Here is a 13167-nt window from a genome sequence, read left to right on the forward strand (position 1 = left end):
ATAGTATAACACCCTATAAATTAATGCTATTTAAAGGTTCATTATCTTTTTTTAAAGGGATATACGGCTTGATATCCAAAATAGGAGTTCCATCTACCATATCTATATTTTTTACATGCAAAATGTTATCTTTAACACTTAATAGCCTAACTACCGATAGACCTATAGGATTTGGCCGGAGAGGAGAACAGATAGAGAATACTCCTCTCATTTTGTCGGACCACGGTGGCTTCTGTATTAGAGAATACTCTTTCGTTGATTTATGGAAGAAAAATATGACAACTATATAATCCAGATCTTCTATTCCTTGCAATCCTTCAGTATACTCCTCAAAAATCTCTATATCTCCTTCCAAACTAGATATCATCCATTGGAATGGTACCTCTTCCAATCGTGTTACTCTTGAATGAAGAACCCCGATAGGTTTTAATGTTATCATAGTCATAGATAATATACTATCCATATATTTTTATAATTTTAATCTCTTATAATTTTTGTCCTTAAAAAACGTCGGGAGGGGGATTCGAACCCCCGAGTTCGTATCGAACACAGGATTAGCAATCCTGCGCCTTACCGGGCTAGGCTATCCCGACAAAAAAAGGAGTATTACTTATATTTTATTATTTTATATATAAACATTTTGCAAAAAAGGAGGAAATGTTTTTATGAAACATCTATTTGCACCATGGAGGATGAAGTATATTGGAGGAGAAAAAGATGAAGGTTGTTTTTTATGCAACTTTCCAAAAGAGAAAAAAGACACAGAGAATTTAATCTTATTTAGAGGCACGAACTCTTTTATAATAATGAACAGATTTCCGTATAATCCTGGACACGTTATGATCGCACCTTATAAACATGTTAATTGCATAGATAAACTGGATAAAGAAGAGATCTATGAGATAATAGACCTATGCAATCGTTCTGTAAAAGCAATTAAAGAATGTATGACACCAGATGGGTTTAATATAGGAATGAACTTGGGAAAAACTGCCGGTGCGGGAGTAGCAGATCATATCCATCTTCATATAGTTCCAAGATGGGAAGGCGATATCAATTTTATGCCCGTCTTGGCGGATACAAAAGTAATACCGGAGGCGCTCGAAAAAACTTATAATAAACTTAAAGAGGCGATTAAAAAAGTTATTTGAGTATTTTATTATGGCTTATCTTTATCTTTTTCTTTTTTAATAGCTTTTTTTATTAGTTCATCCTTGTATCTACTACTTGATTCTATACCAAGGTATTTACGATGATATCTATCTTGTATAATCTGTTTCTCAAACTCTTTATTTAAAAGTTCCTCATCGGTATCCTTGGATAGATCATTCTTGTTTTTTGTTTTACTATCCTCATTATAATCTTTTTTACTCATTTAATAACCCCTTTTATTTATCTGTTATGTCTTCTCCGCCTTTAAAGAGCTGTATAATAAAGTTATATACATCATCCATCCCCTCCAAACTCTCAGATGATACCGAGATCAACGATCCTTGCATACCGATTACTTCTAACATCTTTAAAACTTCTATGCTTATCTCTTTTGAGATACCTTTCTGGTTTATCAGATCATTATAAAGGGTTTCTGGTGTATAATACCATTCCATAATTTTTTTTAATAAATCTTCGTCAATTACGTCCGATTTTGACAAGATATTAAGCTGAGGAAGGGAAAAGATAAACTGGGTAGATAAAGAAAGCATCTGTAATGATACAAACCCGTTCGCTCTTTTTGATATTATCGGATCAAAGAGAAAGAGTATTACTGAATTATCGACGCCTAATCTTTCTATAAGAATTTTTCCTGTCTCTCGATATGCGAACAATTCGATCTGACCTGGTGTATCTATTAATATGATATCTGCATCAAAAAAATTTATGCTGTCTTTTATTTCGTCTGCTTTGAGAGCTATCTCGTCTGAACATACAATCTGGGAACCGTTCGGCCCCAATTTGAACTTCTCCATTACATCGTAAAGATTGATCCAATCACGTATATCTACCTCCGGATCATACGGCAGGTTCATCTCACCCGGATCTAAATTCACCGTTACTACCTCTATATCTAATAGTTTAAGCCATTCTTGAAAAGATGCAGTAAAAGAGGTCTTTCCACTTCCTGCAGTACCTAACATATATACTTTAACTTGATTCAATCTTCTGCTCAATATTCACACCTCTTGAAAACCGTTTTATATCGAAAATAGTTTATAATCGTTACTACTGCTTTTGAATATTCCTAATCTCATACCAGCATCCAACCAGGCATGACCATAACTGAAACTTGCCAAAGCATCTTCGTAATTCTCTTTATTTAAAAAATATACCCCATCCTGATAGTAAGATTGTGCCATCCTCAAAAAATCGTCGGAAATCTTCATAAAGTAAGAATCCTTTCTGGGAGTTATTTCTATGCTAACCAATGCATCTTGTAGCATTTTTTTGTATTTATATGTCTTCTTTATAAGTTTATCCTGCATCCTCATCACGTTGGTATGTTAAGCATCTCTTTATATTCTACGTCTCCTTTGTTAATATCTCTTTAGGCGCTTTTGCAAACCTGATTAATGCTTCCTTCTCCATAAAATGAAGTTTTGCTGGAAGTATAAACGTATGAAGTGGCGGACCGAAATTGTAGTCTAAAATATCTTTGATAAAGTCTGCCTTGACCACAGGGTTGTCAGAACCTGCTCGAGCGATGCCTACACATAGATTATCCTTGAATTTATAATCTTTCCTCTTATCAGATATGTTTAAAAGTATTTTCAATCCTTCATTGATTGTCATCGGCTCGTCTGATATATCTAACAAGAATAAAGTATGCAGATTGTTATCTAAGTTGTTTTTGAATACATCGTATGGCGATTCGGCAATTATATTTTTATATGGACGAGGTATCGTTGTAGATCTACCAAATTTGTAATTTTGCAGACCGGATAACCCTATTACAGCAGTCTGTATCGATGATCCATGTATTATTCGTGTCTTTACACCAGCGTCCTCTGCCCTTATCCGCAGATCGATATGTGTTGTAGCGATCATAGGATCTCCGGCGCATAAAAAGGCGACATCTTTATTTCTTGCTGTCTCTATAATCTTATCAGGTCTGATCTCTATATCTTCTCTCCCAAGCAGTTCTATATCTTTCCCATAAAATTTTTCTAATCTATCGATGGTCGTACCCATCATTTTAGATGTATAAAATTCGACAAATACTTTTTTTGATCTTTTTATCGTTTCCAAACCTTTTATAGAGATGTCCATCTCATCGTACAATCCAAGACCGACAAATATTAACATATACAGATACTTCAATACATGTATCATATATACGTAATTCCACCGAGATTAAGTTTATAAATTAACTTTATAAATAAAGGATCATCAAGATGAAGCATAGAGGACGGAAAGGTACAGATTCTGAGAGAGAACTGGTTAATATGTTATGGAAGGCTGGATTTGCAGCTATCAGATCTCCTGCAAGTGGTGCTGCAACGAAAAATCCTTTACCAGATATTATAGCGGGTAATGGTAAGAGATATATAAGCATAGAGGTTAAATCGTCCTCAAAGGATAAAATTTATATAAAAAAGAAAGAGATAGAGGATTTAGCAGCTTTTTCTAAAAAGTTCGGTGCAGAACCGTACCTTGGAGTTAAATTTAACGGTGAAAGATGGGCATTTATCTGTGTTGAACGATTGGATAGTATCACAAAGGATGGCAATTATAGGATTGATCTAAGAGAGACAAGACAAACATGGATGGATTTCGATGAATTGTTAGGTAAAAGCAGACAGGTGCGATTATAATTTATATATTTTGTTCAATTTTTTAAGTATCGTAAATACAAAATTCTTTTTTCGATCATAAAATCTATTTAAAATATATAAATCTATATATCAAAAGATGAAAAAATGTTGAATATAAAAAAGATGTTAAAGGATGATGGCGGATTGGGTGTCATTCCTAGCTGGATAGGTGCACTTGCAAGTCTTACGGGATGCATGGTAACCATAGGCGATATATGTGGCACTCACATAATAGCTCCGTGTATTGATGCATTGATGATTGCTATAGAGACAGTAACAGGGTTAGAAGGTATGATTATGGAATGTGGGGCCGATACTCTCTTAAGATGTTTTGGTAAATAATTATATAAAATAAAAGGAGGATTTTAAAATGGTTGAATTAGTATCTACAATAAGTGAGACAGTTGTAAGCTGGATAGAGTTATGCAATATAGGAGTCAACCTTCTCGGTGCTATTGCCGAGCCGTTAGCAACGGTCTGTGGTAGTATAGTAGAAGGAATTTTCGGTAGTGCTATCGGAGGAATAGGAGGAGTTTGTGGTAGTATAACAGAAGGAATTTTCGGTAGTGCTATCGGAGGAATAGGAGGAATTTGTGGATCTATAATATCTGCATTTCCAGGAATGTTAGGCAAAGCATAATTTTTACAAGAAATAAAAAATTTAAGAGGTGGTACGCGATGAAATGGTTGGATTGTTGTGTAAAATGTAGCGACATCTGCTCGACATGGTATGGACTCTATATAAATACCGTATATAGATTTTTTATGAAATAAAAGAGGAGAATACCCTTAAAATTTTATTAATCCTTCTATTTTTGACTTTATTAAATCGTCCTCGTAATCTTTTTTCTAATTGCCAAATTTAACTACTCATATCTTATAACTCATCATTGCATAACTCATCTCCTTAACTCCATCTTCTCCAACAAACGATCTTACCATCTTTATCGGCGGCAAGTTCTCGGATACGATCGGTCCGGTATCAAACTCATCAACGTTTTTTAACAGAGGAAGAACGTTATAAACTCCCCAAACCATCTTAGCAGTACCGTATCCTTTTCCCCTCCTTTTTTCAACCTGTACTGTTCCACCAAACACGTATCTTCGTGATTTTCGTATTACAAATGGAAATTTAAGGAGTTTTATTCCCGGTATAAACCCTCTCTTTCCTTTGGTTAAATCGTTCAATATTGCGTTGTAATCTGGATGAATCGTCGTACAGGAGACCATCTCTCCGTTTTCAAATGTGTAGAGCGTTTTATAATTAATGAGACGGACAAAAAAGTTGTTTATATACATTTTTATACGGGAAGGGGCGATTCCTTCTTCTATACCTGATGTATCCCAGCCAAAAAAAGTGTGCAAACGATGCATTTTTTCATTATCTCGACTTTTTTTAACTTCGTCTATATTTGTTCTGTTTAACTCTCTTATCACCCGCCCTTCGTCATCGGTAATCTCTCTACCACTTTTTCCATCTATCTGTAATTCTGGCAATTTTATACGATAGTTTACAAATTTTCTTATTGTTTTAAACCCGTTTCGTTCAAAAATCTCAGCATACCATGGAAGATTATGCGGACAACCGAAAGATGGCAACTCTTCATAGCCGGCTATTTCAATAGCAGGAAAGAGCCCACCACGTACTATTATCTCTTCTGCACCCCTCTTCTTTAAAGAATCTATCAATCTTTGTACGAGAGTATCTATATCATCACGGTATTCTTTAACTACCATGAAATCTTCGACGAATCCGACCGTTCTTTTATCTTTACCCCAACTATTATCCAGTATTGCAATACCACGACCTACGTATTCTTCATTCGTATTAAAAACAAAAAACTCTCTCTGTGCCTTTCGTTAAAGATTGAAAATTAAACCCAAAAAAAATAATTCGGATCTTCATCCATAATTTTTTTCTCTATACCGTTCCATATCCTCCTTTCATGTCTTTTTAGAAGAGAGTCAAAAAATATAATTTTTTATCCATAATCTATATTTGTGAGTTATTTATATATAAAATCATTTGATAATATAAGATCTAATAAAAAAAGGTTTTAAAAATTTTATGAAATAAGATAGTTATAAAATAAGGTATATAATTTTAACAAAACAAACCGTCTTTTATATTTTTGTTCTTTTTAGATCTTATTTTGTGTTACTTCGCTATTAATCCAGCTCTTTCAATCTCTTAACCATCTTTACTGCGCTTTCTACAGCCCTTTTAGCATAATCAACTCGCTCGTATGCACCCAATCGTGTCATGCCTGGACCAGATATTCCTAAAGTAACAGGTTTGTCCAACTCTAGCGAGAGATCCATAATCTTTCTTGCTGCATGCTGAGCAACAATCTCATCATGTTCCGTATCACCCTCGATTACAGCACCTATTGCAACGATCGCATCTATCTCCTCACATCTTCCTAACTTTTTGATCATTATCGGCATATCGAAGACACCTGGAGTATAGACGATCTTCTCCACCTTTGCACCTAAAAAACTGGCATGTTCTTTTCCTACAATCTCCATCTGATACGTTATCTCCCTATTAAACTCGGCTACCACAAAACCCAATTTTACATCCATTAATAAAAACCTCGTTGAAATTTAGATTTATAATCTAACAGGTCCTACATCCTTATAACCTTCCCTCTTTCCTTTTCCTGCATCTTTTATAAGTTTTTCCGCTTCAAAAAGAAGTTTTACTGCATTTATGGCATGTTCCCTGCTTCTCATATCGGCAAGTCGAGCAAGTTCTACATCGTTCTCTGCCTCATCCTCATGGACGAAGACCTCCAATATATGTTTGTTCGTCATCAATTGAGCAAAAATCAATCCAAGAGATGCTTCATGTGCACATTGTTTATCTATCGGTTTAGGTCCGGGCATACCAAGAGCAATCACCAAATCACAATTTTTTTCACTCAACAGCTTTTTCGCCGCTATCGGAAGATCTTTAACTCCAGGCACAGTATAACGCTCAATTTTGACAGATACATACTTGTTTATCTCATTTATTGCAGATCTTGCCATATCATATCTTGCAAAGGTCGTATCCGCTATTCCAATCTTTACCATTTTGATAATAATTTATCTTTTAATTGAAAAGTATATCGTTCGCTCGGCTGACACCACTACCAATCGATATATCGCATTTAAGACTTTTTAACACAAATTCAAGGGCAGATATAGCGTTGATTATATCTTGCGAAGAGAGATAACCCATGGTTCCTATACGGAATATCTTGTTTTTCAATCGTTCCTGCCCACCAGATATTACTATGCCTCTGTCTTTCATCCCTTTCTTTAAATCGGTCTCGTTTATTCCTTCAGGCAATCTTATTGCATTAACCGTATTAGAGTAATTGCTATATTCGTTCAGCTTCGGAAATAATTCCAACCCTAACGATTTTATTGCTTCTCTTATTGCATCAGAGTATTTTTTATAACGTAGAATAATATTCTCTATTCCCTCCTCCAAAAATATCTTGATAGCCTCTTCTAAAGCAAAAAATAACGAAACAGCAGGAGTATATGGTGTCTGTGGTGGTTTTTTATTCAAACTTTTTCTGTATGCTTTTAGATCCGTATAGTATGGCCTATGTTTAGTCTTCTCTATCATATCCCATGCATCATCACTTACGGATATCATAGCAAGCCCAGGTGGTGCTGCCAGACATTTTTGAGAGCCTAATATGGCTATATCAACCCCCCAATCATCGACATTAACATAATTCCCACCTATAGAAGATACACCATCCATGACGAATACAGCACCGTTATCCTTCGCAATCTTGGAGACTTCTTTTGCAGGATTTATAATTCCGGTCGATGTTTCGTTATGGACAAGAGTTACCACCTTTATATCTTCATTCTCCTCAAAAACTTCCTTGATATTTTCGAGATTTACTGAGTCTCCCCATTCATAATTTAACGAGATACAATTGCCATAGATAGATCCGATTTCACTGAACCTCTCACCAAATTTCCCATTGACTATTGCTAAGATTTTATCGTCTTTATTCAGAAGATTTCCCAATGCACTCTCCATCGCAGATGTGCCAGATCCAGAGAGAATAAAAAGGTCATTTTTTGTTTTAAAAACTTTTTTCAACCCTTGAGTAGAGTATTCAAGGATCTCTCCAAACTTTTCACCTCGATGGTTGATTATCGGTCTTGACATTGCTTCTAAAACCCGTGGATTTATTGCCACAGGTCCAGGAAGCATTATTGTCTCTTTTTCCATTTAAACTCAACCAAATAAAGCACCAAGTCCTTCTAAAGCGCTTTCTTCCTCTTCTTCTTTCTCCTTCTCTTCTTCTTCCTTTTTTTCCTCTTTTTCCTTTTCTTCCTTTTTTTCCTCTTTTTTTATCTCTGGTGTAGCGGTTGGTATAACTGCTGCGCTTGATATAGCCTCATCTATATTTACCTCTTTTAATGCAGAGACCAAAGCTTTAATCCTCACTAAATCGGCATCTGCACCGGCTGTCTTAACTACGTTTGTAATATTCTCTTCTGTTATCTCCTTACCAAAACTGTGCAACATGAGTGCTGCATAAATATACTCCATTTATAAAACACCTCCAATATTTAATTTATCTTTCAAATCTTTATCTAAAGCATCTTCGTTGATTCTTGATGCTAAAGAAAGCATATTTCTCCAGCCTTTCAAGAGTAACATATCTATAACGGCAGGCTCATAAATATTTGCATTAAACACAAGGTTTTTAGCATCATTTACAGCCTTAGCGATCAAACTCGGAAGAACCTCTGGAATTGGATATGCTGTATTAAATGCAAGATTGTACGCACTATTTACGGCATTAATAACATCTGTTTTATACTTTTCGATGTCTATATAAAGATCAGATTTATAAAAGGTTTCTCCTTCCTCAAAAGCTACCTTAAGATCAAGTCCTAATCTCTTTGGATAAATCTTTAACAGATTTAATACTTCTGCAATTTTAGGCGATACTTCTTCTCCTGATTTTAATATTACCTTATCTTCTCTAATTATTACTTTTCCGCTCTCTATAGCAGCTGGAATTCCTACTCTTTGTAATTCTCCAACAATTGGACCTGGTTTAAACGGTGTGGGACCTTTTTTAATGATAATATCAGTAGGTGCCAGCTCTCCTGCTTTTAAAGGTGCAAAACTCTTTGAAGACTCTAATAACTTAAAAAGTTTAAAAGCATCTTTATTTGAAAATACAAGTGCAGTTTGATCTTTTATTTCATCAGATAACCTTTCTAATCCTTGTGAGGATAAGGCACGACGGATAAGCACATTTTTGCTCATTCTTATGAAGGCATCTCTTCTAAGCTTCTCTCTTATCTCCTGCATCTGCCTGGCTGGCACATCTTTCATTCCGACAATCCCGATTGTTTTGTATTTTGATATATCAGTACTTATCTCGTCTACAGTACTTTTTTTCCAATCGATCCCTCTATTTTTTGCTATGATGCTCATTTTATCATCTACGTTACTTTATTTTTTTAGATACGCCCATCGTCGTCTTTATAAAGACAGATTTAAGGTTAGATTCATCTTTTAATCTAGCAGTAACCCTATCTAGCACTGTCATCAAGTTTTTGGATAAACTATCAGATCCTAAAGTAGTTTTGCCAAGTGTTGCATGAAACGTAAGATTATCTTTCGTATTTATTCTTATACTCTTCTTGTATCGTGCAATCATATCTTCTATCGCCGAATCATCTACTATCGGTATCGGCATCTTTCCTCGCGGTCCCAGTATAGGACCAAACTTTTTACCGATCGATGCCATATATCGCGGTTCGGCAAGGAAGAAATCATATTTCGATGCCAATTTTTTTGCATCTCTCTTATTTTTTCCAATATCTTCTATATCTTCATCAGAAAAAACATCCGTACCTGCCTTTCTTGCTCTAGTTGCAAGATCTCCTTTTGCAAAAACGGCAATATTCCGCTCTACACCCAGCCCTTCCGGTAGCATGATCTCCTCTTTAATACGATTATTTGGATTTTTCATATCTATATTCTTCAAATTTATAGCGACATCTACACTTTCTACAAATTTCCTCTTGGGTGATTCTTCTATCACCTCTTTAATCTTTTTTTCCGGATCTACTATATTCATCTCCCTTACACCTATGCGATACAAAGTAATAAATATTGGTATATTAATTTAACTATATGCATTTATGACCTTTAAAGTTACTTTATCCTCTATATCTATACCCAAAAATTTTGCCGCATTTCCTGCATTCATAGCCAATTCTACTCTCCCATGACTTCCTTTGAGAACCAATAAATCTCCCTTTTTCACATCAGAATAGGTATCATAGATATTTATCTTTCTATCGTTAAATTCAACCGTCTTGATATCATTTATAAGATTGTTAGGAATACTTGTTATGATATCTCCAAAATCATCTATATATAAAACTTCTCCTATTATCTCCCTACTATTTATCTTCAAGAATATATCCAGTTTTTCAAACTTACTGCAAGTCTTACCTATTTCATCTATAGATACTCCTTTAGAGATATGAGCAGCGATCGGTGCGAATATATCTCGACCATGAAAGCTTCTTGAAACATCCTTTAAGAAGTATTTTTTATTGAATGCTTGATAAACCTTATAACTATCCATCTCAGCGATAGCAAGGCTTAGTATTCCGTTATCAGGACCTATAAGTATTTTAGGAGAATTGTCTATCTTTCCTTCAACGATAAGAATGTTTCTACGACTTCCTACTCCTGGATCTACTACCACAACAAATATTGTTCCATCTGGAAAATAATTGATACAGGATCTCAATAAAAATGCTCCCTCTTTTATCCTATTTACAGAATGGGTGATATCTATAATCTCTACATCTGGATTGATCTTAAAAATAACCCCTTTCATAATGGCAGGATAAAAAGTGCCGAAATCTGTTAGCAATGAGATTATTTTTTTCATAATCTTTATTATACATCTTGTTAATTTAAATATTATCAAATTAAAATGCAGATAATCAAAAATTGTAAAGTTCTGTTGAATAGAAGAATAGAGGAAGGAGTATCAATAGGGATAGATAACGGAATCATAAAAAAGATAGGTAAAGACTTGAAAGGAGAACTATTGATCGATGCTAAAAATTTGCTGGTCTTACCAGGCGGGATAGATGCCCACGTCCATTTCAGGGATCCTGGATTTACATATAAAGAAGACTGGATTAGTGGATCAAAATCTGCTCTAGCTGGCGGAATAACTTCGGTCATAGATCAACCAAATACTTATCCTATGGTTACATCTCCAGATATCCTGCTGAACAAGATAGAGATCGCCAAAAAAAAATCGCTTGTGGATTTTGGAGTAAATGCTGCAGTAACAAACAAGAATATCCATCTTATAAAAGACCTGGCAGGATATACGACTGCGTTTGGTGAAATTTTTCTGGGAGAAGATGATGAAGAAGATGTAATATCGTATGATATGTTGAATACTGCTTTGAAGATAATAAAAGATACTCATCTGCTTCCAACGATACATGCGGAAGATTATTCTTGTATAGCATCGAATAAAATAGCATATCAGATAAAATCATCACAATCTCATCTTTTTGCAAGACCTAACAGTTGTGAAGAGATTGCTACAGCTAAATTAGTAAAAATGGCTGAACAAGTTGGATGTAGGATGCATATATGCCATATATCTACTAAAGAGGCTATAAAAATAATAAAAACGGCAAGAGGAATAACATGCGAGGTGACTCCGCATCATCTCTTATTCTCGGCAGACGATTATAATCTTTTAAAGACAAAGATAAAGGTTAATCCACCGATAAGAGATAAAGCGGACAGAAATTTTTTATGGAATATGGTTAAATACGGTATGATTGATGTTATAGCATCTGATCATGCCCCACACAGTATTGAAGAGAAAGAGGGAGATATTTATAATGCCAAATCAGGAATTCCTGGTGTAGAAACGATGATTCCGCTTTTGCTTAACCTTGTTGCCAAGGATGAGATAAGCATTGGTAGGCTTGTAGAGTTAACATCTTATAATCCTGCTAAGATCTGGGGACTAAGACGAAAAGGATTTTTAAAAGAAGGATACGATGCCGATTTAGTATTGTATAATCTTAAAGATAAAAAAAGGATAGTGGCTGGTGATCTTCATACTCGATGTGGTTGGACTCCATACGAAGGATTTCAAGCGATATTTCCACAAACAACGATCATTCGTGGAGATATTGCGTTCAAAAATGGTGAGTTTTATGTTAAAGAAGGTTACGGCAACCTTATAAAGAGAGTATAATGATATTTAAAATTAACAAAACATTAATATATAGTATTATTAATTTTATAATTATATAAGTATATATTTGAATAAAAAAATACCAGATAAAATGATAAGCAGAAGAGAGGAACTTATAGGAAGGGTAATAGATATACTGCTGGATGCAGGTTTCATAGTTTCAGAAAAATGTACGATTACACCAAGATGTTTTGATATAGTTGCCAAAAGAGATGCACTATCTTTGATATTAAAAATTTTATTGAATATAGACAGCATTAAAGAAGATATAGTAAAAGAGATCAAAAAATTAGCCAGTAAAATATTTGCACATCCATTATTAATCGGCGAAAAAGCTGGTAATTTATATATGAAACAGGATGTTGTATATTGTAGATGGGGCATACCTGCCCTCAATATAGATACATTTCGCGATTGTGTTATAAATGGTATCTTTCCTATTGTCTACGCAGAGAGGGGAGGATACTATATCAAAATAGATGGAGAAAAACTTAGTCTTGCTCGTAAAGAAAGAAATATAAGCATTGGAAATTTTGCATCAATGTTGGGAGTATCTAGGAGAACTGTCAGCAAATATGAAGAAGGGATGAAGACTACAGTAGATATAGCCATCAACTTAGAAAAAATCTTAAAAGCAGAACTTATCAAAGAGATAAATATCTTTTCCGATGATATTATAGAATATAATCCTGAAGAAGATGATAAGGCTATTATCAAAGATAAAATTCCTATGTTGGAGAGAAAAATGATCAAACACCTGATAAATATGGGTCTCGATATCTCTTTGATTAATTATTCACCATTCAACGTATTATCCAAGATAAAAGATGAGATTATATTGACTGGAGTAACACATCTTGATAATATGGCATTAAAAAAAGCAAAACTTACTAGTAGTATCTCTTTCGTGATAGATCGCCCTGCAATGTTCATACTTGATAAAGAGCCGCCGATGAATAAGATCGATGATATAATCATGTTACATAAAGATGATATGAAATATATGAAAGATATAGAAGATCTCATAGAATTAATCTCGAACAGAAAAGCATCTTGATGATAAGAGG

The 13167-nt window shown here is 34.5% G+C and carries 19 protein-coding genes and 1 tRNA gene; 6 read left to right on the forward strand and 14 right to left on the reverse strand.

What is annotated here, in order from left to right; translation table 11 throughout:
* Positions 1–13: 13 nt before the first annotated feature.
* Together tsaA and LPC15_RS04895 are read right to left on the reverse strand one after the other, a co-directional pair.
* Positions 14–445 (reverse strand): tRNA (N6-threonylcarbamoyladenosine(37)-N6)-methyltransferase TrmO, encoded by a 432-nt coding sequence (tsaA, locus tag LPC15_RS04890; RefSeq protein WP_229234259.1) that lies wholly within the window; start codon positions 443–445, stop codon positions 14–16.
* Positions 446–508: 63 nt separating this feature from the next.
* A tRNA-Ser gene (locus LPC15_RS04895) sits at positions 509–593 on the reverse strand.
* A 72-nt stretch (positions 594–665) separates the two neighbouring features.
* On the opposite strand from LPC15_RS04895, the gene LPC15_RS04900 reads away from it, so the two are divergent.
* The gene (locus LPC15_RS04900) at positions 666–1151 is read left to right on the forward strand and encodes an HIT family protein (RefSeq protein WP_229234260.1); all 486 of its coding nucleotides are present in this window, start codon (positions 666–668) and stop codon (positions 1149–1151) included.
* An 8-nt stretch (positions 1152–1159) separates the two neighbouring features.
* Here the strand turns inward: LPC15_RS04900 and LPC15_RS04905 are convergent, their stop codons facing one another.
* The 4 genes from LPC15_RS04905 to dph5 are packed head-to-tail and all read right to left on the reverse strand — an operon-like array spanning position 1160 to position 3300.
* A complete protein-coding gene (locus LPC15_RS04905) occupies positions 1160–1375 on the reverse strand; it encodes a hypothetical protein (RefSeq protein ID WP_229234261.1) in 216 nt (71 codons plus the stop codon).
* A 13-nt stretch (positions 1376–1388) separates the two neighbouring features.
* A complete protein-coding gene (locus LPC15_RS04910) occupies positions 1389–2168 on the reverse strand; it encodes an ATP/GTP-binding protein (protein ID WP_229234262.1) in 780 nt (259 codons plus the stop codon).
* Between the two features lie 24 nt (positions 2169–2192).
* Positions 2193–2480, reverse strand: coding sequence for a DUF357 domain-containing protein (locus LPC15_RS04915; protein WP_229234263.1), 288 nt, complete (start codon positions 2478–2480; stop codon positions 2193–2195).
* A gap of 37 nt (positions 2481–2517) precedes the next feature.
* Positions 2518–3300 (reverse strand): diphthine synthase, encoded by a 783-nt coding sequence (gene dph5, locus LPC15_RS04920; RefSeq protein ID WP_420709504.1) that lies wholly within the window; start codon positions 3298–3300, stop codon positions 2518–2520.
* 89 nt (positions 3301–3389) lie between these two features.
* On the opposite strand from dph5, the gene hjc reads away from it, so the two are divergent.
* From hjc to LPC15_RS04935, 3 genes are all read left to right on the forward strand, one after another.
* Positions 3390–3809, forward strand: a complete 420-nt coding sequence (gene hjc / locus LPC15_RS04925) for a Holliday junction resolvase Hjc (RefSeq protein ID WP_229234265.1) — start codon at positions 3390–3392, stop codon at positions 3807–3809.
* Between the two features lie 105 nt (positions 3810–3914).
* Positions 3915–4151 carry a hypothetical protein gene (locus LPC15_RS04930; RefSeq protein ID WP_229234266.1) on the forward strand — a complete coding sequence of 79 codons (237 nt, stop codon included), beginning with the start codon at positions 3915–3917 and terminating at the stop codon, positions 4149–4151.
* A gap of 28 nt (positions 4152–4179) precedes the next feature.
* Entirely contained in the window at positions 4180–4449 is a 270-nt protein-coding gene (locus tag LPC15_RS04935; protein ID WP_229234267.1) for a hypothetical protein, read from the forward strand.
* Positions 4450–4679: 230 nt separating this feature from the next.
* Here the strand turns inward: LPC15_RS04935 and LPC15_RS04940 are convergent, their stop codons facing one another.
* From LPC15_RS04940 to LPC15_RS04975, 8 genes are all read right to left on the reverse strand, one after another.
* Positions 4680–5546: a hypothetical protein gene (locus tag LPC15_RS04940; RefSeq protein ID WP_229234268.1), complete on the reverse strand. Its 867-nt coding sequence runs from the start codon at positions 5544–5546 to the stop codon at positions 4680–4682.
* Between the two features lie 432 nt (positions 5547–5978).
* The gene (gene ribH / locus LPC15_RS04945) at positions 5979–6395 is read right to left on the reverse strand and encodes a 6,7-dimethyl-8-ribityllumazine synthase (RefSeq protein WP_229234269.1); all 417 of its coding nucleotides are present in this window, start codon (positions 6393–6395) and stop codon (positions 5979–5981) included.
* Positions 6396–6422: 27 nt separating this feature from the next.
* Positions 6423–6887, reverse strand: coding sequence for a riboflavin synthase (ribC, locus tag LPC15_RS04950; protein ID WP_229234270.1), 465 nt, complete (start codon positions 6885–6887; stop codon positions 6423–6425).
* A gap of 19 nt (positions 6888–6906) precedes the next feature.
* Complete coding sequence (locus LPC15_RS04955; protein WP_229234271.1) at positions 6907–8055, reverse strand: pyridoxal-phosphate-dependent aminotransferase family protein; 1149 nt, start codon at positions 8053–8055, stop codon at positions 6907–6909.
* Positions 8056–8061: 6 nt separating this feature from the next.
* On the reverse strand, positions 8062–8379 hold the full coding sequence (rpl12p, locus tag LPC15_RS04960) for a 50S ribosomal protein P1 (RefSeq protein ID WP_229234272.1): 318 nt from the start codon (positions 8377–8379) through the stop codon (positions 8062–8064).
* On the reverse strand, positions 8380–9279 hold the full coding sequence (locus LPC15_RS04965) for a 50S ribosomal protein L10 (protein ID WP_229234273.1): 900 nt from the start codon (positions 9277–9279) through the stop codon (positions 8380–8382).
* A 13-nt stretch (positions 9280–9292) separates the two neighbouring features.
* Positions 9293–9928 (reverse strand): 50S ribosomal protein L1, encoded by a 636-nt coding sequence (locus LPC15_RS04970; RefSeq protein ID WP_229234274.1) that lies wholly within the window; start codon positions 9926–9928, stop codon positions 9293–9295.
* A gap of 48 nt (positions 9929–9976) precedes the next feature.
* Positions 9977–10756 carry an SAM hydrolase/SAM-dependent halogenase family protein gene (locus tag LPC15_RS04975; RefSeq protein WP_229234275.1) on the reverse strand — a complete coding sequence of 260 codons (780 nt, stop codon included), beginning with the start codon at positions 10754–10756 and terminating at the stop codon, positions 9977–9979.
* A gap of 45 nt (positions 10757–10801) precedes the next feature.
* Between LPC15_RS04975 and LPC15_RS04980 the strand changes: the two genes are divergently transcribed.
* A complete protein-coding gene (locus LPC15_RS04980; RefSeq protein WP_229234276.1) occupies positions 10802–12100 on the forward strand; it encodes a dihydroorotase in 1299 nt (432 codons plus the stop codon).
* Between the two features lie 91 nt (positions 12101–12191).
* The gene (locus LPC15_RS04985; RefSeq protein ID WP_229234277.1) at positions 12192–13157 is read left to right on the forward strand and encodes a transcriptional regulator; all 966 of its coding nucleotides are present in this window, start codon (positions 12192–12194) and stop codon (positions 13155–13157) included.
* Positions 13158–13167: the final 10 nt, after the last annotated feature.

It is taken from the genome of Candidatus Methanoliparum sp. LAM-1 (genome assembly GCF_020885915.1).
GTDB classification, from domain to species: Archaea; Halobacteriota; Methanoliparia; order Methanoliparales; family Methanoliparaceae; genus Methanoliparum; species Methanoliparum thermophilum.

Coding starts and splice junctions, on each gene's coding strand:
- tsaA (WP_229234259.1), bottom strand. CDS start 445: ATGACTATGATAACATTAAAACCTATCGGGGTTCTTCATTCAAGAGTA.
- LPC15_RS04900 (WP_229234260.1), top strand. CDS start 666: ATGAAACATCTATTTGCACCATGGAGGATGAAGTATATTGGAGGAGAA.
- LPC15_RS04905 (WP_229234261.1), bottom strand. CDS start 1,375: ATGAGTAAAAAAGATTATAATGAGGATAGTAAAACAAAAAACAAGAAT.
- LPC15_RS04915 (WP_229234263.1), bottom strand. CDS start 2,480: ATGCAGGATAAACTTATAAAGAAGACATATAAATACAAAAAAATGCTA.
- dph5 (WP_420709504.1), bottom strand. CDS start 3,300: ATGTTAATATTTGTCGGTCTTGGATTGTACGATGAGATGGACATCTCT.
- hjc (WP_229234265.1), top strand. CDS start 3,390: ATGAAGCATAGAGGACGGAAAGGTACAGATTCTGAGAGAGAACTGGTT.
- LPC15_RS04930 (WP_229234266.1), top strand. CDS start 3,915: ATGTTGAATATAAAAAAGATGTTAAAGGATGATGGCGGATTGGGTGTC.
- LPC15_RS04935 (WP_229234267.1), top strand. CDS start 4,180: ATGGTTGAATTAGTATCTACAATAAGTGAGACAGTTGTAAGCTGGATA.
- LPC15_RS04940 (WP_229234268.1), bottom strand. CDS start 5,546: ATGGTAGTTAAAGAATACCGTGATGATATAGATACTCTCGTACAAAGA.
- ribH (WP_229234269.1), bottom strand. CDS start 6,395: ATGGATGTAAAATTGGGTTTTGTGGTAGCCGAGTTTAATAGGGAGATA.
- ribC (WP_229234270.1), bottom strand. CDS start 6,887: ATGGTAAAGATTGGAATAGCGGATACGACCTTTGCAAGATATGATATG.
- LPC15_RS04955 (WP_229234271.1), bottom strand. CDS start 8,055: ATGGAAAAAGAGACAATAATGCTTCCTGGACCTGTGGCAATAAATCCA.
- rpl12p (WP_229234272.1), bottom strand. CDS start 8,379: ATGGAGTATATTTATGCAGCACTCATGTTGCACAGTTTTGGTAAGGAG.
- LPC15_RS04965 (WP_229234273.1), bottom strand. CDS start 9,279: ATGAGCATCATAGCAAAAAATAGAGGGATCGATTGGAAAAAAAGTACT.
- LPC15_RS04970 (WP_229234274.1), bottom strand. CDS start 9,928: ATGAATATAGTAGATCCGGAAAAAAAGATTAAAGAGGTGATAGAAGAA.
- LPC15_RS04975 (WP_229234275.1), bottom strand. CDS start 10,756: ATGAAAAAAATAATCTCATTGCTAACAGATTTCGGCACTTTTTATCCT.
- LPC15_RS04980 (WP_229234276.1), top strand. CDS start 10,802: ATGCAGATAATCAAAAATTGTAAAGTTCTGTTGAATAGAAGAATAGAG.
- LPC15_RS04985 (WP_229234277.1), top strand. CDS start 12,192: ATGATAAGCAGAAGAGAGGAACTTATAGGAAGGGTAATAGATATACTG.